General features: G+C 68.0%; 22 protein-coding genes. 7 read left to right on the top strand and 15 right to left on the bottom strand.

Translation table 11 applies throughout. The features are described 5' to 3' along the window. Positions 1-43 precede the first annotated feature (43 nt). On the bottom strand, positions 44-1,588 hold the full coding sequence (locus LXN01_RS09890) for an acyl-CoA synthetase (protein WP_236864592.1): 1,545 nt from the start codon (positions 1,586-1,588) through the stop codon (positions 44-46). A 207-nt stretch (positions 1,589-1,795) separates the two neighbouring features. Between LXN01_RS09890 and LXN01_RS09885 the strand changes: the two genes are divergently transcribed. Continuing rightward, the gene (locus LXN01_RS09885) at positions 1,796-2,389 is read left to right on the top strand and encodes a PaaI family thioesterase (protein WP_236864590.1); all 594 of its coding nucleotides are present in this window, start codon (positions 1,796-1,798) and stop codon (positions 2,387-2,389) included. 116 nt (positions 2,390-2,505) lie between these two features. Here LXN01_RS09885 and LXN01_RS09880 read toward each other — a convergent pair whose 3' ends face one another. From LXN01_RS09880 to LXN01_RS09840, 9 genes are all read right to left on the bottom strand, one after another. Further along, positions 2,506-3,264: a prepilin peptidase gene (locus tag LXN01_RS09880; protein WP_236864587.1), complete on the bottom strand. Its 759-nt coding sequence runs from the start codon at positions 3,262-3,264 to the stop codon at positions 2,506-2,508. Position 3,265: 1 nt separating this feature from the next. After that, entirely contained in the window at positions 3,266-4,165 is a 900-nt protein-coding gene (locus LXN01_RS09875; RefSeq protein ID WP_236864586.1) for a type II secretion system F family protein, read from the bottom strand. A gap of 65 nt (positions 4,166-4,230) precedes the next feature. Next, on the bottom strand, positions 4,231-5,175 hold the full coding sequence (locus LXN01_RS09870; protein ID WP_236864585.1) for a type II secretion system F family protein: 945 nt from the start codon (positions 5,173-5,175) through the stop codon (positions 4,231-4,233). Next, the gene (locus LXN01_RS09865; protein ID WP_236864584.1) at positions 5,172-6,797 is read right to left on the bottom strand and encodes an ATPase, T2SS/T4P/T4SS family; all 1,626 of its coding nucleotides are present in this window, start codon (positions 6,795-6,797) and stop codon (positions 5,172-5,174) included. Before LXN01_RS09865 ends, LXN01_RS09870 begins: the two co-directional genes overlap by 4 nt. Next, a complete protein-coding gene (locus LXN01_RS09860; RefSeq protein ID WP_236864583.1) occupies positions 6,794-8,029 on the bottom strand; it encodes a CpaE/TadZ family protein in 1,236 nt (411 codons plus the stop codon). Before LXN01_RS09860 ends, LXN01_RS09865 begins: the two co-directional genes overlap by 4 nt. After that, positions 8,026-8,739, bottom strand: coding sequence for a Flp pilus assembly protein CpaB (gene cpaB / locus LXN01_RS09855; protein ID WP_236864582.1), 714 nt, complete (start codon positions 8,737-8,739; stop codon positions 8,026-8,028). Before cpaB ends, LXN01_RS09860 begins: the two co-directional genes overlap by 4 nt. Before the next feature lie 13 nt (positions 8,740-8,752). Continuing rightward, on the bottom strand, positions 8,753-9,706 hold the full coding sequence (locus tag LXN01_RS09850; RefSeq protein ID WP_236864581.1) for a pilus assembly protein TadG-related protein: 954 nt from the start codon (positions 9,704-9,706) through the stop codon (positions 8,753-8,755). Further along, on the bottom strand, positions 9,694-10,083 hold the full coding sequence (locus LXN01_RS09845) for a TadE/TadG family type IV pilus assembly protein (RefSeq protein WP_236864580.1): 390 nt from the start codon (positions 10,081-10,083) through the stop codon (positions 9,694-9,696). The genes LXN01_RS09850 and LXN01_RS09845 overlap by 13 nt, the downstream gene beginning before the upstream one ends. Positions 10,084-10,210: 127 nt before the next feature. Next, positions 10,211-10,435, bottom strand: coding sequence for a Flp family type IVb pilin (locus tag LXN01_RS09840; RefSeq protein ID WP_236864579.1), 225 nt, complete (start codon positions 10,433-10,435; stop codon positions 10,211-10,213). Between the two features lie 597 nt (positions 10,436-11,032). Between LXN01_RS09840 and LXN01_RS09835 the strand changes: the two genes are divergently transcribed. Beyond that, positions 11,033-11,383 carry a hypothetical protein gene (locus LXN01_RS09835; RefSeq protein WP_236864577.1) on the top strand — a complete coding sequence of 117 codons (351 nt, stop codon included), beginning with the start codon at positions 11,033-11,035 and terminating at the stop codon, positions 11,381-11,383. Positions 11,384-11,410: 27 nt separating this feature from the next. Here the strand turns inward: LXN01_RS09835 and LXN01_RS09830 are convergent, their stop codons facing one another. The 5 genes from LXN01_RS09830 to LXN01_RS09810 form a co-directional block, all read right to left on the bottom strand. Then, positions 11,411-12,001, bottom strand: coding sequence for a DUF1697 domain-containing protein (locus tag LXN01_RS09830; protein WP_236864575.1), 591 nt, complete (start codon positions 11,999-12,001; stop codon positions 11,411-11,413). Between the two features lie 77 nt (positions 12,002-12,078). Continuing rightward, a complete protein-coding gene (locus LXN01_RS09825) occupies positions 12,079-13,626 on the bottom strand; it encodes an AMP-binding protein (RefSeq protein WP_236864573.1) in 1,548 nt (515 codons plus the stop codon). A 100-nt stretch (positions 13,627-13,726) separates the two neighbouring features. After that, positions 13,727-14,725, bottom strand: coding sequence for an NAD(P)H-dependent flavin oxidoreductase (locus LXN01_RS09820; protein WP_236864571.1), 999 nt, complete (start codon positions 14,723-14,725; stop codon positions 13,727-13,729). After that, complete coding sequence (locus tag LXN01_RS09815; protein WP_236864569.1) at positions 14,722-15,486, bottom strand: TetR/AcrR family transcriptional regulator; 765 nt, start codon at positions 15,484-15,486, stop codon at positions 14,722-14,724. The genes LXN01_RS09820 and LXN01_RS09815 overlap by 4 nt, the downstream gene beginning before the upstream one ends. A 33-nt stretch (positions 15,487-15,519) precedes the next feature. Next, positions 15,520-16,272, bottom strand: coding sequence for a 3-hydroxyacyl-CoA dehydrogenase (locus LXN01_RS09810; protein ID WP_236864567.1), 753 nt, complete (start codon positions 16,270-16,272; stop codon positions 15,520-15,522). A 182-nt stretch (positions 16,273-16,454) separates the two neighbouring features. On the opposite strand from LXN01_RS09810, the gene LXN01_RS09805 reads away from it, so the two are divergent. From LXN01_RS09805 to LXN01_RS09785, 5 genes are all read left to right on the top strand, one after another. Then, entirely contained in the window at positions 16,455-17,597 is a 1,143-nt protein-coding gene (locus LXN01_RS09805; protein WP_236864565.1) for a thiolase family protein, read from the top strand. A 55-nt stretch (positions 17,598-17,652) separates the two neighbouring features. Beyond that, positions 17,653-18,870, top strand: coding sequence for an acyl-CoA dehydrogenase family protein (locus LXN01_RS09800; RefSeq protein WP_236864563.1), 1,218 nt, complete (start codon positions 17,653-17,655; stop codon positions 18,868-18,870). Between the two features lie 306 nt (positions 18,871-19,176). Next, positions 19,177-19,713, top strand: a complete 537-nt coding sequence (locus LXN01_RS09795; RefSeq protein ID WP_236864561.1) for a TRAP transporter small permease — start codon at positions 19,177-19,179, stop codon at positions 19,711-19,713. A 25-nt stretch (positions 19,714-19,738) separates the two neighbouring features. Then, positions 19,739-21,262, top strand: a complete 1,524-nt coding sequence (locus LXN01_RS09790) for a TRAP transporter large permease (protein ID WP_236864559.1) — start codon at positions 19,739-19,741, stop codon at positions 21,260-21,262. 230 nt (positions 21,263-21,492) lie between these two features. After that, the gene (locus tag LXN01_RS09785) at positions 21,493-22,797 is read left to right on the top strand and encodes a type 2 periplasmic-binding domain-containing protein (protein ID WP_236864557.1); all 1,305 of its coding nucleotides are present in this window, start codon (positions 21,493-21,495) and stop codon (positions 22,795-22,797) included. Positions 22,798-22,899: the final 102 nt, after the last annotated feature.

Raw genomic sequence — 22,899 nt, 5'->3', positions numbered from 1 at the left:
CGTTCGGGGGATCAGTGGTGCGGTGGTGGCTGCTCGTGCCGCCTCAGGCGGTGGCCTGCGGGACCTCGGTGAGCTTGCGCTTGACGAGCTTGCCGGTGGGAGTCCTGGGCATCTCGTCGATGAAGCGGAACTCCCGCGGGATCTTGAAGCGGGCGAGCTTGTCGGACAGCCACTGCCGCACCTCTTCAGCGAACTCCGGGCTGGGCCGGACGTGATCCTCGACCTGCAGGTAGGCCACGACGATCTCGCCGAGCTCCTCGTCGGGTTCCCCGATCACGGCGACGTCCTTCACGTCGGGGTGCAGAGCGAGCTCGTTCTCGATCTCCTGCGGGTAGATGTTGACCCCGCCGGTGATGATGAGGAAGCTCTTGCGCTCGGACATGAACAGGTAGCGGTCCTCGTCCAGATAGCCGAGGTCGCCGGTGGTCGTCCAGCGCTCGTGCTGCGGGTGGCGGGTGCCTGTGGTCTTCGCGTCGTCCTTGTAGTAGACGAAGGGCTCGCGGCCCTCCTCCAGCTCGAAGTAGATCGTGCCGATCTCACCGGTCGGCAGCTCCTCACCGTCGGGGCCGCAGATGTGAGCGATCCCCATGAGTCCGTCCCGGCCCACCGAGCCGGGCTTGGCGAGCGCTTCCTCGCTGTTGATCACGGTGATGCCGTTGGCCTCGGTGGCCGCGTAGTACTCGTGGATCACCGGGCCCCACCACTCGATCATGCCCCGCTTGACCTCGATCGGGCACGGGGCGGCGGCGTGGATGGCGGCCCTCATGCTCGACACGTCGTACTTCGCCTGCACCTCCGCGGGCAGCTTGAGCATCCGGATGAACATCGTGGGCACCCACTGCGAGTGCGTCACGCCGTGCTTCTCGATCAGCCGCAGCGCCTCCTCCGGGTCGAACTTCGGCATGATCACCGCAGTGCCGCCACGGGCGTGGGTGGTCATGACGAAGCGGATCGGGGCGGCGTGGTAGAGCGGAGCCGGCGACAGGTAGACGGAGCTGTCGTCGAAGCCGTACAGCGCGGTGAACAGCTGGATCAGCGGGATGTTCTCGTCCTCGAGCGGCTGGTCCTTGAGCGCCGGCAGGATGCCCTTGGGCTTGCCGGTGGTGCCGGAGGAGTAGAGCATGTCGTCGCCGCGGGGTTCGTAGTCGGGCTTGACCGCGCTCGAGGCGGCCAGCACCGCCTCGTACTCCTCGGCTCCCGGCAGGGTGCCGCCGACGGAGATCCGGTGCGGGATGTCCCGGCAGTCCTCGTTGAGGGCTTCCGCGGTGTCGAGGACTGCAGAGATCAGCACCACCGCGGCGTCGCAGTCGTGGATGATGTAGGAGCTCTCCGGCACGGTCAGGTGCCGGTTGACGATCGTGATGAAGGTGCCGGACCGCAGCGCGGCCCAGTAGGCCTCGATGATCTCCATCCGGTTCTCCGCGATCATCGCCACATGGTCGCCCGGCTTCAGGCCCAGGCTGCGGAAGTGGTTGGCCAGCCGCAGCGAGCGCTCCTCGAGCTGGGCATAGCTCAGCGTCTGGCCGGTGTCGGCCATGATCACGGCCGGCTTGTCGGGCTGGGCCGCAGCCCATTTGCCTGGGTACATGCACATCACATCCTTGTGACTGTTCGTGAGGAAAGGTCGTCTCGGCACTATAATCGGGCTTACCGAACACTTGTTCAGTAGACTAGTTCGCACTCCCCCTGCACACAAGCCCTGACGCTCCCGGAGGCGGCATGAACCCCGCGGTTCACTCGGGACGCACCCTCCGCCGCCGGTCCCCCACGACCGGCCCGATTGACTGAAACGAGAATGATGCCGACGCCACCCTTCACCGAATACACCGCGCGCCTGACCCGCGAGCTCATCCACACCCTCGTGGCGGAGACGGACGAGGCTCGCCTGGCCGAGCACGTCGCCTTCATCGCGGACAAGCTCGCCGAGGCGGCCGCCCGCCCCCAGCAGGTGACCGTGGCGGACCCCCACCGGTCGGCCGGGCACATCCCCGACGACATCACGCCGGCGTCCTCGGCCCGCAACCCGATCGCCCCGCCGATGCTCATCGAGTGGGACGGCGATGAGTCGCGCTGCGAGCTGACGCTGCCGCTGCAGTACCAGGGTCCTCCTGGCCGCGTCCACGGTGGGATCGTCGCCACCATGCTGGATCACGTGCTCGGCAATGCGGCGAATGCGGGCGGCCGTCCGCGCTCCTACACCCGCTACCTCAACGTCTCCTACGATGCGGCCACGCCCGTCGGCGAGCCGCTCGTCGTCGTCGGGCGGACTGCCCGGCACGACGGCCGCAAGCGGTTCATGGAGGGCGAGATCCTGTGCCACGGCGAGGTGCGGGTGCGTGCCGAAGGGCTGTGGATCGAACCGCGCGAGGGGCTGGGCCACCGCAGCTGAGGCTGCGCCACCACGGCCGAGGCTGCGCCGCCGGGGGCCGACGCGCCGCCGCCGGGGGCCGACGCGCCGCCGCCGGCGGCCCGCGCGCCCGCTGCCCTCCGGTTCAGGTCGCTCGCTCACATTCCACTGAGAACACCCACGACCGAGCCCATGACCATGGACGGCCCGAACGGCACTTCCCTGGTGCGCGCCTCGGCGCCCGCCTGCAGACCCTCCGACCGCCGGCTGCGCGTCGCCAGCAGCACCACGAGAGCGACCAGCGCGTTGATGACGAAGGCGCTCAGCGTGCCCAGGTACACCTGGGGCCAGCCGTGCCAGCCGAGGAAGGCGCCGAGCAGGCCGGAGAACTTGACGTCGCCCAGCCCGAGCCCGGCCGGCGAGATCAGCGCGAGGACGAAGTAGACGGCCGTCATCGCGACGGCGGCCACGACCGCCCGCCCGAGATCGCCCCACTCGCCGGCGCCGTCGAGCCGCCCGGCGGTGCTCCCGCTAGCCCCGCCGGTCCACGCCGCCACGGCCAGGGCCGCGAAGAAGACGAGGTACGCGGGACCGACGATGAGGTCCGGGAGCCGGTGGACGGCCACGTCGATGACGACCAGGGCGGCACAGGCGACCGCGAGCACGGAGAAGGCGAGCGCCTCGGCCCAGGAATCGGCCAGCGCTGCGGCCCCGGCGCCGAGCAGAACGGCGAGGGGCACATGCCCCCAGCGCAGCAGCCGCGAGGAGTCGGCGGGGACGAAGCGGCGGATCAGCGGAGTGACGGCTAGCGCGAGCGCTCCCGCTGCTCCCGCTGCTCCCGCTGCTCCCGCTGCTCCCGCTGCTCCCGCTGCTCCCGCTGTCAGGATGATCGCCGGGTCCCCCATGGCATACCCCATATCAGCCGAAGGCACCCATGGCGTTGATCACCGTCGGACCCAGGATCACGATGAAGAGGACGGGCAGGATGCACAGCATCAGCGGGAAGATGACCTTGACCGGGATCTGCATGGCCTTCTCCTCGGCGCGCTGCCTGCGCTTCATGCGCATCTCCGCTGCCTGGGTGCGCAGCACGTCGGCCACGGCGATGCCGTACATGTCGGCCTGCACGATGGCGCGGATGAAGCGGCGCAGGTCGGGGACGTCAGTGCGGACGGCCAGCTCCTCGTAGGCCTGCCGGCGGGATCGGCCCACCTTGATGTCCTGCAGCGTGCGGACCAGCTCCTCGGCCAGCGGCCCGGTGCCGTTCTTCCCGGCCCGTGACATCGCCCCGTCGAAGCCGAGACCCGCCTCGACGGCAATGGTCATCTGGTCCAGCGTGTCCGCCAGGTCGAGGCCGATCTGCTGCCTGCGCTCCTTGCCACGGCTGTACAGCAGCAGCTCGGGGAGGAAGTAGGCCACCGTGGCGACCGCCAGTCCGAGCAGCAGCGACCGGGCACCCGGCGACTGGAGCAGGATCAGCAGGCTCAGGCCGCCGGCGATCACCGCGAGAGTCGGCTTCGCCGCGACGAGCCGCTGGAGCGGCCATTTCGGCGGCCGCCCGGCGCGGGTCAGCAGTCCCTCCAGTCGGCGCACCATGCTCCTCGGGGTCAGCCGGAAGGCCACTGCGAAGAACCACTGCCGCGCGGTGCTCAGAGCCGATTTCTCGGCCGGCGAGGAGGCCGCGCCGCGGGTCTCCCCGCGGCGGAGGTTGGCGACGCTGCGGCGGTGGACGCCGTCGAAGCCGCTGATCACGGCCAGTCCGGCCAGCGCGCAGGAGGCGCTCACGGCGAGGACGCCGAGCAGAAGCAGGGGTGACACGAGGTCTCCTTCCGGAGTGCGAGCCCCGAACCGGTCGGGGCGAGTGCAGGACGGGGGAACGGAAATCAGAACTTGAAGTTGACGACCTTGCGCAGCCACAGGCCACCGACGATCAGCAGCACGACGGAGATCCCGATCAGGCTGTACCCCAGCAGGCCCGTGGTGAACGCCATGATGTACTCACGGCTTGTGATGGCGAGGAAGCCGATGATCCCGAAGGGCAGCGCCATGAGCACGTACGCCGACATCTTGCCCTCGGACGCCAGCGCCGCCACCTGCCGCCGGATCTGATTGCGCTCGCGGATGGTATGACCGACGCCGTCGAGCACCTCTGCGAGGTTGCCGCCGACCTCCCGGTTGATCGCGATGGCCTGGGTCACCCACACGAAGTCCTGGCTGCCCATCCGCTCGGCCGTCTCCTCGAGCGCCTCCCCCATCTCCCTGCCGATCCGGGTCTCGTTGATGATGCGGGTGAATTCCTCCGAGGTCGGCTGCTCCGCCTCCCGGGCGACCGAGGCGAGCGCCTGGAGCATGCTGTGACCCGCCCTGAGGCTGCTCGCCATCAGCTGCAGCGAGTCGTCGAGCTGCTCGGCGAAGGCCCTGCGCCGGCGCTTGGCCAGCACCTGCAGGGCGATCCTGGCGCCCACGGGTGCGAGCACGGCCAGCACCACCCCGAGGAGCAGCCCCGACAGCACCATGCCGACGGCCCCGGCAGCCAGGCTGGAGACGATGACGAGGAAGGCGAAGTCCTGCAGGCGCATCTTGACCCCGGCTTCCTCGAGCACGTCGGCGCCGGGGCCCCCGCGGCTGCGCAGGACCCGCTCGATTGCGCTGGTCGCCAGGTTCGCGACGCGCGTCAGGATGCCGGTGTCGGCGGCGTCGGCGGGCCTGCGCCGTTCGCGCGGCACCCGGGCCGGGCCCGGGGACACGATGAGGTAGACAGTGATGAGCAGCGCCGCCGCGAGAGCGAGGACGCCGACGCCGGCCGGGCTGAGCAGCAGGGAGGTCACCGCCGTGCTCCCGCCGTCGTCGGGGGTTCGAACACGCCGGCCGGCAGGTTGATGCCGAGCTCCTCGAAGCGGTCCGTGAAGCGCGGTCGGATGCCGGTGGACACCGGCTTCCCGCGGAACCGACCGCTGGGGTCGACACCTGCGGAGTAGTCGAACAGGAAGGCGTCCTGCAGCGTCACCGTCTGGCCCTCCATTCCCTGCACCTCAGTCACGGCCGTCACCCGGCGGGTGCCGTCGCGCAGCCGGGTGAGCTGGATGATGACGTCCACGGCCGAGGCGATCTGCTCGCGCACGGCGCGCAGGGGGAGATCGACGCCTGCCATCAGCACCAGGGTCTCGAGCCGGGCGATCGCGTCGCGGGGCGAGTTGGAGTGCACCGTGGACAGCGACCCGTCGTGGCCGGTGTTCATCGCCTGGAGCATGTCGAGCGTCTCGCCGCCGCGGACCTCGCCGACGACGATGCGGTCGGGCCGCATGCGCAGGGAGTTGCGGACCAGGTCGCGGATCGTGATCTCGCCCTTGCCCTCCAGGTTCGAGGGCCGCGACTCCAGCCGCACGACGTGGTCCTGCTGGAGCTGCAGCTCCACGGCGTCCTCGATCGTCACGATCCGCTCGTCGGTGGGGATGAACGAGGACAGCACGTTGAGCAGCGTCGTCTTGCCCGACCCGGTGCCGCCGGAGACGATGATGTTCAGGCGCGCCTCGACACACGCGTGGAGCAGGTCCGCCATCTCCGGGGTGAGGGTGCCGAACCGGATCAGGTCCGGCACCTTGAAGGGGTCCTTGGAGAACTTCCGGATGGTCAGGGAGGACCCGTTGAAGGCCAGTGGCGGGACGACGGCATTCACACGGGATCCGTCCGCAAGACGCGCGTCGACCAGCGGCGAGGACTCGTCGACGCGCCTGCCGACCCGCGACACGATCCGGTCGATTACCCGGCGCAGATGCTCCTCGGAGGTGAATCGCGCGGTGCTGCGCGTGAGCTTGCCGTGCTGCTCGACGTAGACCATGTCCGGCCCGTTGACCATGATCTCGGTGACCGTCGGGTCGTCCAGCAGCCGTTCGAGCGGGCCGTAGCCGAGCGCGTCGGCCTGCACCTCCCTGATCAGGCGCTGGCGCTGATCATCCGTCAGCGGCACCTTCTCCTCGGCGACGATGCTGTTGAGCTGGGTGTGCACGAGCGAGTGCAGCTGCTCCTCGCTCAGGGACGGGTCGCTGAGTCGCGTGCCCATCCGTTCGAACAGCGCGGTGGCCGCCCGATCCTTGAGGCGCGTCAGCGCGGGGCTGCCGGACAGCTCCGAGACCGGGGTCTCCCGGCGGGCCGCCGGATCCTCCCCGACCAGTCGGCCGCTGTTCTGCGGGCTCGCCGTTCCCGAGGCGCCGGCCACCGGATCGGGACCCGCCGGTCCCGCGTGGCTGCTGTGCCGGCCCGTTCTCGGCTCACCAGCGGACCCGTCGCCATCGGCACGATTCTCCCGTTCGCCCCTCGCCGGAGCCGCGCGGACGCCGGAGGAATCCGTCGGATGGTCGCCTTCGGCACCGACGGACGGACGCGCCGCAGAGCGCGCGGGATCGGTGTGGTTCGGATTGTGGGCCGCCTGCAGGCGGCGAGACAGACTCATCGACGGCTTCCTTTCCCGATGAAGAGGCGGGGCGAACGTGGGCGGGGAGGCGAGGCGGGCGCGGAGGACGGCGACCTGTGCGCCGGCTGGGGCGCGACCCGGGCGAGCAGGCGGCGCAGCTCCTTCGTGAGCGGATCGCGCACCCCGCTCTCCAGGAGCGGAATGCCCTGATTGGTCGCGGCCAGCCCGACCTTGGATCTGGGCAGGGTGAGAGCGACAGCGGAGGACAGGGAGGCCTCGACGTCGGCGACGGTGAGCCCACCGCCCGGCTCGGCCAGATTCACCACCAGGTGTCGTGTCGTGTCGGACAGGCCCAGCGCCGCCAGGGTGGCGAGCTCTTTGCGCATCGCCCTGACCGCGGGCACATCCATGCTGGTCACCAGGACGAGATCGGTGGAGATGTCGAAGGCGGCCAGGGTCGGATCGGAGATGCCGGCAGCGGTGTCGATGACAACGTTCCGGAATTCCCCGGCCAGCATGGCCAGCAGACTCACGATTTGTTCGGGGGTGATCCCGTCGGCAGCCGCCGGCATCACCGGGGCGGGGAGCACGTAGAGACCGCTGCGATGCCGGGTCAGAAACGTCTTGAGCACCATGGGGTCCTGGGCGGCCGGGCTGTTGACCGCGTCCTCCAGCGTGTACTCCGCAGTGAGATCCAGTGCCGAGTCCACGTCCCCGAACTGCACGTCCAGGTCGACCAGCACGGTCGAGCCCGGCTCGTGCCGGGCCAGCCCGACTCCCAGATTGGTCGCGATGGCGGTCTTGCCGACACCGCCCTTGGGCGAGGCCACGGTGATGACGCGACCCTGCTGAGGGTCGCCGACCGACTGGTGGAGCGGGTCGAAGCCGGCCGGACGCATCTGAGAGGTCTTGCATGCGCGGTCGAGGACCCAGCGGATCTCGGCTTCACCCGCCTGCGGGTGCAGGATGTCGCGGACCCCCGCGCGGATCGCGGCCAGGCCGATAGCCACGGCCTCGTCGCTGACGAGGACCACGGTGACGTTCGGGAACTGCTCGTCGAACTGCGCGGCCAGCGCGAGGGCCTCCTGAGCCCGAGGCGGTGCCGCGTCGAGGATGAGCACCTCGGGAATCTGCCCGGCCAGCCGATCGAACAGCTCGGCGGGGTGCGCCGGCAGTGCTTCGGTGAGCTGAACCAGCAGAGGAGTGTCGACGGTGCGCTGAAGGCGGTCCAGGAGTTCCGATGATGGGGTGACAAGGGCAATGCTGCTCATTCTGATTCCACGTTCTCGCTCGGAGGCAGTGCGTTCGCCGAGCGCTCCAGGGACAGCCAGATCGACTCGTACTCGGCCGCGAACACGACTGCTTCGACATCCTTCGGGTGGAGTGCCATGGTGACCATGACCCCGCCCTCCGGCATGGGGGCCGGGGCGGGTTCATCGGTTTCGCCGTCCTTCGGCTCCGCGGGCGGTGCCAGACCGCCCTGCACGCGGGTGATGAGCACGTGAGCGATCTCGAGCCGGGTTGCGGGGTCGTCACCCCCGGACACGAATACTCCGACGGTGGCGCCAGGTGTGAGGTTGCCGCCGAGGACGCGCTGCGAGTCGAGCAGGAACGACACCTCGTGCATGCCCTCCGGGACCACCACGGTGGCGTCGGAGGGGACGGCGAAGCGGGCGGCGAGCAGCTGCTCCCCGGGCTGCAGATCCGTCACCGTGACCAGCCCGCTGAGCTCGTCGAGATCGGTGACCGCTCCGGGGACCACCGCCTCGGCGGGCAGCGATTTCACCGTCACCGTCTCCCCGAGCGCCTCGGCCGGCGTGCCGGTGGGGACGGGCTCACTGATGACGTACACCTCGACGGGGTCGAGCCGGGCCAGGGCGCGCTGCTCGGCACCTGCGACGTAGGCGAACACCAGGAGTGCGCCGACTCCGGCAAGCAGGACGGCCGCGACTGCGGCAAGGATGCGACGACTGACGTTCATGGAACTCTCTCACTCAGGAATCTGGCAGCATACGGACGACGGAGGCTCCCATCTCGGGGGCGCCGGGACTGTAGTCGAAGGCGTCGGACATGTCGACGAACTGCGTGAAATACCCCTGGATGCAACGGACGTTGCCCTTGCAGGTACCTGCGGCACTCCACGAGTACTGGCCGACGAAGTGATAACCGGTGATGTGGAAGGCCGCGTAGCCGTACAGGCGATACCAGGAGCTCGAACCGGTGCCGCCGGCCTCGTCATAGATGGGCAGCAGCACCGTGGTGTTCTGCACCTCGGTGAAGTCCGCGGTGGTGCAACTGGAGGGCACGTTCTCACCCGTGTCTGACCAGAGGATCTCGTCGATCGCGCTTGTGGTCCGGCAGGATTCGGCGTTGACGGTCAGCCAGCCGAAACCGCCCGGGACGACGTTCGATGACGGGCCGGTGCAGCCGGTGGTGCCGGAGGACTTGGTGAAGAAGATGGTGCGTTCGGTGGTGCCCGTCGGCAGCCCGCCGCCGGTCTGCTGCTGGAACTCGCACCAGGAGAACGCGACGGGCAGCACGGCGGTGCCGCCACTGGGCGCCCCCCACCCGACCGTCGCCCGCGTCGTCAGCGTGGTCTCGTCGAAGCCGAGGACCGGTGCGAAGAAGTGCTCGCTGACGCCGGTCGTCGCCACGCGCACTTCCCCGGATGCAGGGGTCGGGACGGGATCGACGACTGCCGTGACATCGCCGGTGCTGTGGTTGGCGACCGCGAAGTCCTGCGCCGTGACTGCGGGCGTGCCGCAGGCGTGCCGCGCACAGTCCTGGGCGACTGCCAGCGCTGCGGCGTCGGCGCCGACCTGAAGCTGCTGCTTCTCCCAGTGCATCGCCGCCACGTCGATGGCGAGCGCGACGAAGCCGATCAGCGGGATCATGAGCAGGGCCACCATGACATTGACTGCACCGCGGTCGTCCCTCAGCCGTTGCATCGCATGGTCCCCTTTCCGGTGAGGTCGAGTTCGGCACCGAAGAGTCCGGTGAGGAAGTCCATCCGATAGGTGATCGTCACGGTTGCCGTGCCGGCGGGCGTGGTCGCGGTGGCCGCGCAGGACGTCGGGTTGACGCTGATCTGGGATGCGGTCAGGCCCAGGGGGCTCGCCGACTGCTGGGCGGTGGTCGTGGCGGCGGCGGGATCGTTCTGCAGCGCCATGACGCGGACTCCGTCGCGCGCTGCGTTGGAGAGGGTGGTCTGGATGTGATAGGCCCGACCGAATTCCGCGATGCCGAATACCAGCAGGATCAGCAGCGGCAGCACCAGGGCGAACTCCACTGCGGCGGCTCCGCGGTCGTTGTGACGGCTGCTCACGCTCAGATCCTTTCGCGGCGGGCGACTTCGGTGGCGGTGTGTGGAAACGGGCCCGGCGGGCGCCCCAGGGAGCAGCACCGCACCGGGCCCGGGATCACACGAGGTGATCTAGAAGTGGATCGAGGGATCAGGGGGCGGTGGTGCCGACGGCCTGGAGCTTCTCGAGGACAGTCTTGAACATGTCGTTCAGCTCCGGTCCGAGCAGGACAAGGGTGGCGATGATCGCCATGGCGATCAGGCCCACCATGAGGCCGTATTCGACAGCGGTGGCGCCGCGATCCTTGGAGCGGGTCTCGAAGCGGTTGCCGATGGCGGTGAAGAGAGTGGCGAAGTAGACAGCTGCACGTGTCATGGTGATTCATCCTTCATGAGGTGACCGGCAGGGCCGGTCTCTGTTCCGGCTCAGCCGGGGTGACATGAAAATCATGACACAGGTTCCAAACAAATTGCAAATCAAAATCCTGCGATTTATTTTTTCTTGTAACTTACATGACTGTAGTCATTGGCATTGAAGTAGTCACTGACCACGACTTACAGTTAGATTTTATGATCTGGCCCACACCCGCGCCCGCCACTCGAATCCCCCAAGAAGTGCGCCCCTTCACCCTCGCGCCCCCACTCCCGTGCGCCGCGAGGCGGGATCAGTCAGATCAACGAGCAGGCCACAGGCTCAGCAGCGCTCGCAGGCATCTGGCGACTGCCGCGAGAGAATGGCGTGCGGGTTTCCGCTGGATGCCGCGTCTGCCCCCGCAACTTCGATCGAGCCGCGGCCTCAGCTCGGGCACCAGGAGGGAAGATCACTTGGCAGGAGTCGAGTTCTCGCCCACGCCAGCAGGGCTCGAAGGGTAAATCGTCCGCTGAAGTTCGGGATATCTATCATGAAAGAATTTTCTTGAGAACTATGATAGATTTGACCTACAACTTTTTATGATGGAGATGAAGTGAGACCGTGGCAACGTACGAGGAACTGAGACAGCAGGTCCAGGAGAGCGGAGGCGTTCTCACAGTCGAGGCGTGGGTTCTTCGGGAAGCTCAGGGGGCCGGCCGCCTCACGCGTGGCATCAACGAGGCCATCTGCGATTCGCTGGCAGCCAATGGCATGGGGGCGATACCGCACACCCCGGATCTCATGCCGACGAATCAGGAAGGCCTGGTCCGCCTCTACACGAAGGACTCTCCCGTTGGGAAGGTCCTGGAAGCCGCGAACATCCCCGGCGAGGACAATGACCACTTCATTCTCGAGAGCGTCGATGAGCGGGCGTCCGAGCTCGTCCAGAAGATCCGAATGCTCCTCGCCTGACGTCCTCGAACCACGTCAGCAGCCTCTTCAGAGTCGCCGAGCGACCTCGTCGACGGTCCGGAGGTTTCGCGCCGTGCCGCCCAGTCGGCCGAGGATCCGCTCGGCCGACTTCGACTTCGACAGTCCGCCCGGCGTGAGCAGGTAGGCAGTCCGTCCCTCCACGGTGAGCTCGGTGTCAGTTCCGTCAGCCAGGCCGCGCAGCTCGACGACGACCTCCTGCGACGGCGCCTCCGGCAGGAACACCAGGTGGCAGAAGCGCGGATCCTCCGGTGCGTAGGGGCAGGCGTCACGGGCTGCGACGAGGTCTGCCCCCGCCAGCACCCGTGCGGGCACAGCGAAACCCGCATGTGCTTCCAGCGCAAGGGCGATCGCATCCGCCCAGTCCTCCGCCGAACCCTCAGCGGGCGGATGCCCCGTTGCGACTGGACGTCCGGCTGCGGGCGGGCGCCCTGCTGAACGCGGGCCGCCGTCCTCGTCGGAGAACACGATGTTTCCCGACTGGATGTAGGTCGCGACATCCCGGGCGCCGAGAGCCGAGAGCACGTCGCGGACCTCGGCCATCGGGAGCTTGTGCCGACCGCCGACGTTGATGCCGCGGAGGAACGCTGCGAATCTCATGCCCCCAGTGTCCTCCCCCGGACAGCAGAACCCCACGCCTCCATCCGCTGGAGGCGTGGGTTTCCGTCCGCATCTGCTCAGTCGCTCGTGACCATGTCGCGCAGCGCCCGCTTGTTGACCTTGCCCACAGCGGTCTGCGGCAGCTGGTCGACGATAACGATCTCCTTGGGTGCCTGCACGCCGCCCTTGAGCTCCTTCGCGTGCGCGATGAGCTCCTCAGCCGTGGCGGTGCGGCCCTCCTTGAGGATCACCGCCGCGGTGACCTGCTCGCCCCACTTCTCGTCTGGGATGCCGAACACCGCGGCCTGCGACACCGCCGGGTGGGTGGCCAGCGCATCCTCGACCTCGCGGGGGAACACGTTGAAGCCGCCGGAAATGATCATGTCCTTCTTGCGGTCGACGATGTAGAGGTAGCCCTGTTCGCCCATCTTGGCGATGTCACCGGTGTGCAGCCACCCGTCGACGATCGTCTCCGCGGTGAGGTCGTCGCGCCGCCAATAGCCGGTCATCGCGCCGCGTCCGCGCACGCACAGCTCGCCGGGCTCCCCCAGCGCCGCCTCCTCGCCCATCGGGTCGAGGATTCGCACATCCACCGATTCGACCGGCTTGCCGCAGGACAGCAGCAGGTCCGGGTTCTGGTGGTCCTCCTTGGACATCACGGAGATGGGGTAGCACTCCGTCTGGCCGTACAGCTGGCCGAACACCGGTCCGATCCGCCTCATCCCCTCCTTGAGCCTGCTCTCGGACATCGGCGAGGCGCCGTAGAGGATGTACTCCAGGCTCGAGGTGTCCCGCCGGTCGAGGTCGGGATGATCCAGGAGGGCGTAGATCATGGTCGGCACGAACAGGGTGAAGTTGATCTTCTCGCGTTCGATCGTCTCCAGCACCTGCGCCGGGTCGAAGCCGCTCATCAGATGCACCGTGCCGCCCTTGATGAGCGTGGGCAGCACCTTGGTGCCGGCCACGTGGCTCATCGGCGGGATGAGCAGGTAGCGCGGAGTGTCGGGCAGCTCGAAGTCGGCGAGGATGTCCGCCGTCGACGGGCCGAGGTTGAAGTGCTGGCGGTAGGCGCCCTTCGGCCGGCCCGTGGTGCCGCCGGTGTAGTTGATGATCGCCAGGTCGTCCTCCGCGGCAGCCGTCTGGAACGGCTGGGGGCCGACCGCCTCGGCTGCGGCCTGCAGGTCCGAGGCGAAGTCGGACGGGCTCATCGTCCACATCTTCAGGCCCGCCCGGCCGGCTTCCTCGGCGAGCTCGCGGCCGCGCTGCTGGTAGGTGGATTCGTCGACGACCAGGGCCTTGACCTGGGAGTCGCCCAGCTGGAACGTCTGGTCGGCGAGCGAGCCCATCGGGTGCAGCCAGGTGATGTAGAGGCCGAGTGACTGGACGGCCACGCCCAGCACCCACACCTCGAAGCGATTGGCACCCAGCGCTGCCACCCCGTCGCCGCGCTGCAGGCCGGCGCCGGTGAGCACTGCCTGGTAGCGGCCGATGAGGTCGGACACCTCGGCGTAGGTCTGCTCGTGTCCCTGCTGGTCCTTGAACGCGATCCGGTTCGGGTAGCGCTCGAGCGTGCGCTTGACCTGCGCGCCGTAGGTGGGTCCGGTCAGGTGGGTGGCGATCTCCATTGATCCTCCTGGTGAGTGGGTGCGTGCAGTTCGCCCGGGCGGGGACTGCTCGCGTGCTGTGGCTGTGGCTGGTCGAATGCTGTGGCTGGGACTGCTCGAATTATGCGGTGGAGTCGGCAGACGGCACAAGCGGGGATGCGGGTGTGCCGATGGCGCGGTGATACTCCTGGGCGAAGTCGTCGACGATCTCCGCGACCGTGCGGACCTGCGTCACTCCGGCGACCGAGTGCCCGGCCGAGTGGATGTCGGCCCAGCGCTTGGGTCCGATCCCCCTGGCACGGTTGCTGAACAGCTCGGCGGCCGCCTCCGGGGTGGTCTCCTCGTCGAGGGCGCTCGGGTCGAGCCCGGCGGCGCGGATCGAGGGCGTGAGCATGCTGGTGGGCAAGCCAGTGAAGGCGCGGGTGAGCAGGATGTCGTCCGGGCCCGATTCGACGACCTCGCGCTGGTAGTCGGCTCCGGCGTCGCTTTCGGCGCTGGCGATGAAGGCGGTGCCGGCGTAGGCGAGGTCGTAGCCGGCGACCTGCGCCGCCGCCACGGACCGACCGCCGGTCATGCCGCCGGCGAGCACCACTGGCCCGGTGAAGAACTCGCGGACCGCGGTGATGAAGGCGAAGGGGTTGAGCCAGCCGGTCTGGCCGCCGGCCCCGGCGGTCAGCAGCACCAGGCCGGTGGCGCCGGCGGCGAGCGCCTTGCGAGCGTGGGCGACGGTGGCGACATCGGCGAATACGGCGATCCCTGCCTCGGCGAACAGCCCTGCGACCGGCTTCGGCGAGCCGACCGAGGTGATCACGAGCCGCGCCTCGGACTCGGCGATCAGCCGGGCGTGCTCGGCGACGTTCGCATCCGCCATGACCAGGTTGGGGCAGAACAGACCGCCTCCCCCACCTGCGGCCGCCTCCCGCTGCACTGCGCTCAGTTCGGCCAGCCACCGCTCCAGAGTCTCCGGGGTGCGGGCGTTGAGCGTGGGAAAGGAGCCGACGATGCCCGCTCGCACCGCCGCTGCGGTGAGCTCCAGTCCGGAGACCCGCAGCATCGGCGCGGCGATGAGCGGCAGCCGGAGCCGGGAGAAGTCGAGGGGTCGAGGTGCGGGCTGGGTCACTGGGTCTCCTGGGATTCCGTCGCCGTGGGTTCCGCGTCGAGCAGCGCCAGCGCGGTCGCGTTCCAGGTGGCGATCATCGGCTCGGTCTGCGGATTGCGACCGGAGAAGGTGTAGGTCATGGCCATGCCGCGCATGCTCGTGAAGACGACGTCGAGCATCCGGGGGAAGCCGGGCCGGGCGCAGGCGGTCTCGCCGAAGAGCCGATGGGCGTTCTCGCGCACTCGCCGCAGCACGTGCTTCTCGTGGATCACCAGTTCGGCAGCCAGCTCCGGGTCGGTGCGGGCGGCGATCCAGGTCTCCGTCGCCGCCCAGAAGTTGGGGTGGAAGAAGCTGGCCCAGAGCCGCTCGACCGACCACCGCACCCGCGCCGGCAGGTCCGCGTGGTCCGGGACGTCCGAGTAGTCCGCCTCCGAATCAAGGCGATCGGCGGCCAGGCGGCGGATCGAGGCCGTGATCAGCTCGCGCTTGGACGGGAAGTGGTGGAGCAGCTTGCCGCGGGAGACCCCGGCCCGCTCCTGGACCTTCATCGTGGTCGTCGCGGAATAGCCGTTCTCGAGCAGGCAGTCGATGGCCGCCGACAGGATCTCGTCGCGGGCGATCCGGCCGCGCCGCTGGCCGGGTTCCGGCTCCGGATCGAGAGGATCAGAAACCGCAGGCGCCATTTCAGCGGCGGGAGTCGATGGTGCCGACGCGTGGGCAGGCACGGCGGCCGGCGCCTCGGGAGCGGATCCCGAGGCGCCGACCGTCATCTCCGGCGTCACGCCGGGCTGAGTGCTGATGAGTCGACTCTCGGATCAGCGCGGGGCCATGCGGATGGCGCCGTCGAGGCGGATGGTCTCACCGTTGAGCATCGGGTTCTCGATGATGTGCTGGGCGAGAGCGCCGTACTCCTCCGGGCGGCCCAGCCGCGACGGGTGCGGGATCTGCTCACCGAGGGACTTCTTGGTCTCCTCGGAGGCGCCCATCATCATCGGGGTCTCGAAGATGCCGGGGGCGATGGTGTTGACGCGGATCTTCGTCGACGCCAGGTCACGCGCGATCGGCAGGGTCATGCCGGCCACTCCCGCCTTGGACGCCGAGTAGGCCGCCTGCCCGATCTGGCCGTCGAAGGCCGCCACCGAGGCGGTGTTGACGATGACGCCGCGCTCGCCGTCGATCGGCTCGGTCTGCTGGATCTGGGCCGCGGCCAGGCGGATCACGTTGAAGGTGCCGACCAGGTTGACCTGGATGACCTTGTTGAAGGCGTCGAGCGGGAACGGGCCCTGCTTGCCGGAGACGCGGATCGCGTTGCCGATGCCGGCGCAGTTGACGACCATCCGCAGGTCACCGAGCTCCTTGGCGCGGTCGAGGCCGGCCTGCACCTGCTCCTCATTGGTGACATCGCCGGCGACGAAGACGACGCTGTCGCCGAGGTCCTTGACGTTCTCCTCGCCCTTGAGGTCGAAGACGACAGCCTTGCCGCCCTGCTCGACGACCTTCTTCACGGTAGCGAGTCCCAATCCCGATGCGCCGCCGGTGACGAAGGCAACCTGGTCCTTGATCTGCATTTCACGTACTCCTCATTGAATGACTGCGCCGGTTGCGCAGTGAGAATGCTTACCAGTCCATCTTGACTGGTTTCGCCGAATATGTGAAGCTGATCGCACGTTAAGTTCACAGCGGGACCGAAACCGGCGCCGCGAACTCAGCACAGTGGTCGATGTGGCCCACAAACCGACAAGGAGCTTCCATGTCCGATGCAGTTATCGTCGCAGCCCGCCGCACTCCCACCGGGAAACGCGACGGCGTCCTGTCCGGCATCCACCCCGCAGATCTGTCCGCCCTCGTCCTCGAAGACCTCGTCAAGACCGCCGGGGTCGACCCCGAGCTCATCGACGACGTCGTCTGGGGCTGTGTCACCCAGGCCGGCGAGCAAACCATGGACATCGGCCGCACCGCGGCGCTGTCCGCAGGCTTCCCCGAGACCGTCACCGGCGTGACCGTCGACCGCCAGTGCGGCTCCTCGCAGCAGGCCGTGCACTTCGCCGCCGCGGGCATCATCGCCGGGCAGTACGACATCGTGGTCGCCGGTGGCGTCGAGTCCATGTCGCGCAACCCGATGGGCTCCTCCTCGCAGGGCAAGAGCCCCTACGGCGACAAGTTCATGGAGCGCTACGACGGCGTCACGCCCAACCAGGGCATCGGCGCGGAGATGATCGCCGAGCGCTGGGGCTTCTCCCGCACCCAGCTCGACGAGTTCGCCGTGGCCTCCCACGAGAAGGCCGCCGCCGCCACCGACGGCGGGGCCTTCGAGTCCCAGATCATCCCGGTCGAGACCGAGCACGGCACCATCTCCGCCGACGAGGGCATCCGCCGCGGCGGCTCCGTGGAGAAGCTCGCCAAGCTCAACACCGTGTTCAAGGAGGACGGCGTGATCCACGCCGGCAACGCCTCGCAGATCTCCGACGGCTCGGCTGCCATGCTCATGATGAGCTCCGAGCGCGCCGAGCAGCTCGGCCTCAAGCCGCTGGTGCGCGTGCACACCGCGGTGCTCGCCGGCTCCGACCCGGTCATCATGCTCACGGCCCCCATCCCGGCCACCGAGAAGGCGCTGAAGAAGTCGGGTCTGACGATCGACGACATCGGCACCTTCGAGGTCAATGAGGCCTTCGCCCCGGTTCCCCTGGCATGGCTCAACGACCTCGGCGCCGACTCCGCCAGGCTCAACCCGCACGGCGGCGCGATCGCGATGGGCCACCCGCTGGGCGGCTCCGGCGCGCGCCTGATGACGACCATGATCCACAACATGGTCAACAACGACATCCAGTACGGCCTGCAGACGATGTGCGAGGGCGGCGGCCAGGCCAACGCCACCATCCTCGAGCTGCTCTGAGCCGGCGCGCACAGCAGCACAGCCCGAGCCGCACAGAACAGATCAGGAGACTGCCATGAAGCGAACTCTCTACACGGCCGACCACGAGGACTTCCGGCGCACCGTCGCCGCCTTCCTCGACAAAGAGGTCGCCCCCCACTTCGATGAGTGGGAGAAGAACAAGCGCGTCGACCGCTCGATGTGGAAGGCCGCCGCCGAGGCGGGTGTCATCGGGTTCTCCCTGCCGGAGGAATACGGCGGGTCGGGAATCAGCGACTACCGGTTCGAGATGGTGCGTGGGGAGGAAGTCGCCAAGCGCGGCTTCGGCTCCGCCACCTCCGGCTGGGGCGTGTCCGACGGCATCGTGCCCGGCTACTTCGAGTCCTTCGCCAACGAGGACCAGAGGCAGCGCTACCTGCCGGGGCTCGCCGCCGGCGAGAAGATCGCCGCCATCGCCATGACCGAGCCGGGGGCCGGCTCGGACCTGCAGGGCATCAAGACGAAGGCCGTGCGCGACGGCGATGAGTGGGTCATCAACGGCGCCAAGACCTTCATCACCAACGGGCAGAACTGCGACTGGGTGGTTGTTGTGGCACGCACGAACTTCGATGTGCCGGCCTCCAAGGGCACCTCGCTGTTCATCGTGGACTGCGACACGCCGGGCTTCGAGCGCGGCCGCAACCTCGACAAGGTGGGCCTGGCCGCACAGGACACCTCGGAGCTGTCGTTCGCCGACGTCCGGGTGCCCCATGCCAACCTGCTGGGCGAGGAGGGCAAGGGCTTCATCCACCTGATGACGAACCTGCCGTACGAGCGGATGGGCATCGCCACCGGCGGCCTGGCCGGCGCTCGCGCCGCGCTGAACTGGACCGCCGAGTACGTGTTCGACCGCGAGATGTTCGGCGGCACCCTCGGCGACTTCCAGAACACCCAGTTCGAGCTTGCCGAGATGGAAGCTCGGATCGATGTCCTGGAGGCCTACATCGACCGCTGCGCGCTGGCGCTCAACGACGGTGAGCTCACCGCTGTCGAGGCGTCCAAGGCCAAGCTGGTCGGCGCCGAGCTGCAGCTCGAGGTCGTCAACCGCTGCCTGCAGCTGCACGGCGGCTACGGCTACATGCTCGAGTACCCGATCGGGCGGGCGTTCCGCGACAGCCGCATCCAGACCATCTACGGCGGCACCTCCGAGGTCATGAAGTACATCATCGGCAAGGAGATCGCCAAGCGGTACAAGAAATCCGCACCGCGCACGGCGGAGAAGGCACCGGTAGCCGCTGCGGCCGGAGCTCGCTGACGTCGAGCTGAGGCTGACGCCGCACGACGGCTGAGGCACGCCGGGCCTCTCGCGCCTACAGCGGCGAGAACACCAGCAGAAGATCCCGAGGACGCATCACGCGCCCCCGGGATCTTCGCGATTCACCGACAGCAGGGCTCGGGAGCAGCGAAAATCACGGCTCCACAACACTCAGCACTTTTTCTCCGACGTTCCACTTGTAATCTTATTGAGCACTCGTTAAGTTAAGGCAAGCGACTCGGCACCGATGCTGAGTTCGACCCGGCCAACCGGCCTGCCCATCGTCGAAGACAAAGGTGACTTCTGATGTTGAAATTCAATCAGGGCCTCGACAAGGCGCTCTCGATCGTCACAGCCATCGCGCTGATTCTGATGATGCTGCACATCGTGCTCCACGCAGTCATGCGCTTCTCGTTCAACGCCCCCATCTACGGCACCAATGAGATCGTGGCGTACTGGTGGCTGCCGATCGTGGCGCTGCTGGGCATTCCCGCCGCGCAGCTGCAGAAGGAACAGATCACGGTCACGCTGGCCGTCGACCGGATGAACCACAAGACCGCGAGCATCTTCAAGATCTTCGCCGCCGTGCTCGGCGTCCTGGTCAGCCTCGGCTTCGCCTGGTTCGGCTTCGAGGAGGCCATGGACAACATGGCGATGGGTTCGACTGCCGGCGTCACCGACATCACCACCTGGCCCGTCTACTTCCTGGTCCCGGTCGTGTTCGTCCTGCTGGCCATCCTCTACTTCCTCGACATCGTGCTGATCGCGCGCACTGGAGAGCCGGACGTCGATCTCACAACCGGTGAGCGCGTCGAGCACGAAATCGAAGACGCGATCATCTGACCGGGCCCCTGACAGGAGAATTCTCATGACTGCTGATACTCAAACCACCCCTGCCGGGATGAAGCCCGGCCTCCTGCCCTCGGACTCACGGCGGAAGAAACCCAAGCCGCTGACCCTGGCCATCGGCTTCGGCCTCGTCGCCGTGTGCCTGATCGGCCTGTTCACCAGCCCCTCGGCAGCTGTCGCTGGGATGTGGTGCGTGGGCATGATGCTGGTGCTGATGTTCCTGTCCGTGCCGGTCGCCATCGCCCTGGCGGTGCCCAGCCTGGTCGGCGTATACGCCATCAGCGGCGTGCCCGCGATGGAGAACATCCTGTCGACCTCGCCGTTCCACGCGGTGTCGAAGTGGTCGATGAGCGTGCTGCCGATGTTCATCTTCATGGGCATGCTGCTGACCAATTCGGGCATGACCACCAAGATCTACCGGGCCACCGACCGCTGGTTCTCCTGGCTGCCCGGCGGCATCGGCATCGGGACCACCGCCGCCGGCGCCGGCTTGGCCTCGGTGTCCGGGTCGACCATCGGCATGACCTATGCGCTGGGCCGGGCCGGCATCCCCGAGATGCTGCGCGCCGGCTACGACAAGCGCGTCGCCGTGGGCACCGTGATCGTCTCCGGCCTGCCGGGCAACCTGATCCCACCGTCGATCCTGCTGGTGATCTACGCCGGCATCGCCTCCGTGCCGGTCGGCCCGCAGCTGGTCGCCGGCGCCGTCCCCGGCATCCTCGTCGCGGTCTTCTTCGCACTGTTCATCCTGTGCCTGGGCATCTTCGCCCCCAAACTCGTCGGCCGCGGAGCCAAGGGTGCCGCCGCGCGCGAGAAGGTCACCTGGGGACAGCGGTTCCGGTCCCTCGGCGAGATCTGGGGCTTCCCGGTCATCATGATCGTGCTCTTCGGCGGCATGTTCTCCGGCGTCTTCACCCCCACCGAGGCCGGTGCCGCCGCCGCGCTGACCGCCCTGCTGCTCCTGCTCCTGCACACGCGCAAGGACAAGCCGCTCCAGAAGCTCACCCAGGCCGCCTTCGCCACTGTGTCCGCCACCGCAGCGATCTTCTTCATCATGATCGGCGCGGAGATGCTGACCAAGCTCCTGGCGATCACCGGCCTGGCCCCGATGATGACCGACTTCATCACCGGGCTCGGGCTCAGCCGCGTCGGCTTCCTGCTGGTCCTCATCGTGCTCTACGTGATCATGGGCATGTTCTTCGACACCCTGTCGATGATGCTGCTGACCATCCCGATCCTGCTGCCCACCCTTGAGGTCATGGAGGTCAGCCCGCTGTGGTTCGGCGTGTTCGTGGTGCTGCTGGGCGAGCTCGGCATGATCACCCCGCCGGTGGGCATCCTGTCCTACATCGTCCACAACATCTCCAAAGCGCCGGAGGTCAACCTCGGCCAGAACATCACCCTCAAGGACGTCTTCACCTCGCTCCTGTGGTTCCTGCCGATCGTGATTCTGTTCCTCATCGTCATGATCGCGGTGCCGCAGATGACCGAATGGCTGCCGGCGATCCTGGAGAAGACCAGCGGCGGTGCGGCGACTCAGTAGCGGGCAGCTCAGGAGCGTGCAGCTCCCCAGCAGACGCCAAGATGTGATTCAAGCTACACTCCGGTAACATCCTCTCCAGATGGACGAGCCCCCGCGAGGGGGCTCGTCCCATCCCCGGGGCTCGGTCCGCACTGAATCCAAGCCTCGGAAAGCACCATCACGGGGGTTCGCCCCCGGAGCACCGAATCCTGATCCGTTCAACGCAGAACGCCTCTCAAAGGAGAACCCAGGTGACATCGATCCGACGATCACAGAGTCTGCGGGCGAAGACGCTCGCGACTGCCGCGGCTGCCGTCGGCCTGACATTCGCATTGAGCTCGTGCGCAGGCAGCGCAGGCTCCGCAGGAGGCGGGGGCGGCGAGGGCTCGGGCTCAGGCGAGGGCTTCGAGTATGGCGCGTCGCAGGAGGACGTCAACGCCGCCGTCGAGGACCTCGAGCCGATCACCATCACCTTCCAGCCCTCGGCCGCCTCCCAGAACTCGGTGATGGCGCCGGCCGGCACCGTCTTCAAGGAGATCGTCGAGGAGCGCTCGAACGGCAAGATCACCGTCGACATCGTTTGGGGCCAGGCGATCGCCGGCTACGCGGAGGTGCACGACGCACTGGCCGATGGCCGGATCGACGTCGCCTACACCCTGCCGGTCTACCAGCCCACCGAGTTCCCCGCGATCAACGATCTGGGCACTGCGATGGCAGGCCTGCCCGCTTCGCCGTACCTCGGCGAGCTGGTCGCGAACGCCGTCGGCAACGAGCTCGGGTGGGCCAATCAGAACGCGCTGGACCAGTATGAGGAGAAGGGGCTCACTCCGCTGACTCCGCTGGCGGCCTCGGGCGGCTACTACTCGGTGTGCAGCAAGCCGGTCGAGTCGGCCGAGGACTGGGACGGTCTGCAGGTGCGCATCGCCTCCACAGCGCAGTCCGCGCAGGTCCAGCACCTGGGCGGTTCGCCGGTGTCACTGGAGTACACGGAGACCTTCGAGGCGCTCCAGCGCGGCACCGTCGACTGCACGCTCGGCCAGCTCGTGCCTTCGGCCGAGGCCGGCATCTTCGAGGTCGCCCCGCACCTGGGCTACACGACGGACTCGAGCTTCTCCCGCTCCCCCGGAGCGTACCTGGCGGGCTCCAGCTTCAAGGACATGCCGCTGGCCTACCAGCAGATCATCTTCGACGGCAATGCGCTGGCCGCCTCCGGTGGCATGAAGGCGGTCATCGACGGCAACGCGGCCGCGGTCGCACAGGCCAAGGAGAACAACGGCCAGGTCGCACCGTTCGCCGACGAAATCCAGGACGAAATCTCCACGTACTCCAAGGAGCTCACCCAGGAGGCCGTCAGCAACGGGCAGATCGACGAGAACATCGAGTCGATCATCTCCGAGGCCGGCGAGAAGTGGGCCAAGGAATTCGAGGAGCTCGGCTACACCGACGAGGGCGAGACCTCGGAGTTCGACGAATGGTACGACACGAACACCGACTACATGGACTACGCCCGCTCCTCCTACGAGAACGGCGAGGCGCTGAGCCACCGGCCCAGCTGATGCTCCAGGGCCGCTGACGCCCTCTCAGCGGGATCGCTGAGCAGAAGCACCGCCGGTGATGGCGGGGACCAGGACCGGTTCCCGCCATCACCCATGTCCGGC

This window comes from Brevibacterium daeguense, from assembly GCF_021729135.1.
GTDB lineage: Bacteria > Actinomycetota > Actinomycetes > Actinomycetales > Brevibacteriaceae > Brevibacterium > Brevibacterium daeguense.
This window is presented reverse-complemented; position numbering and strand designations above follow the sequence as displayed.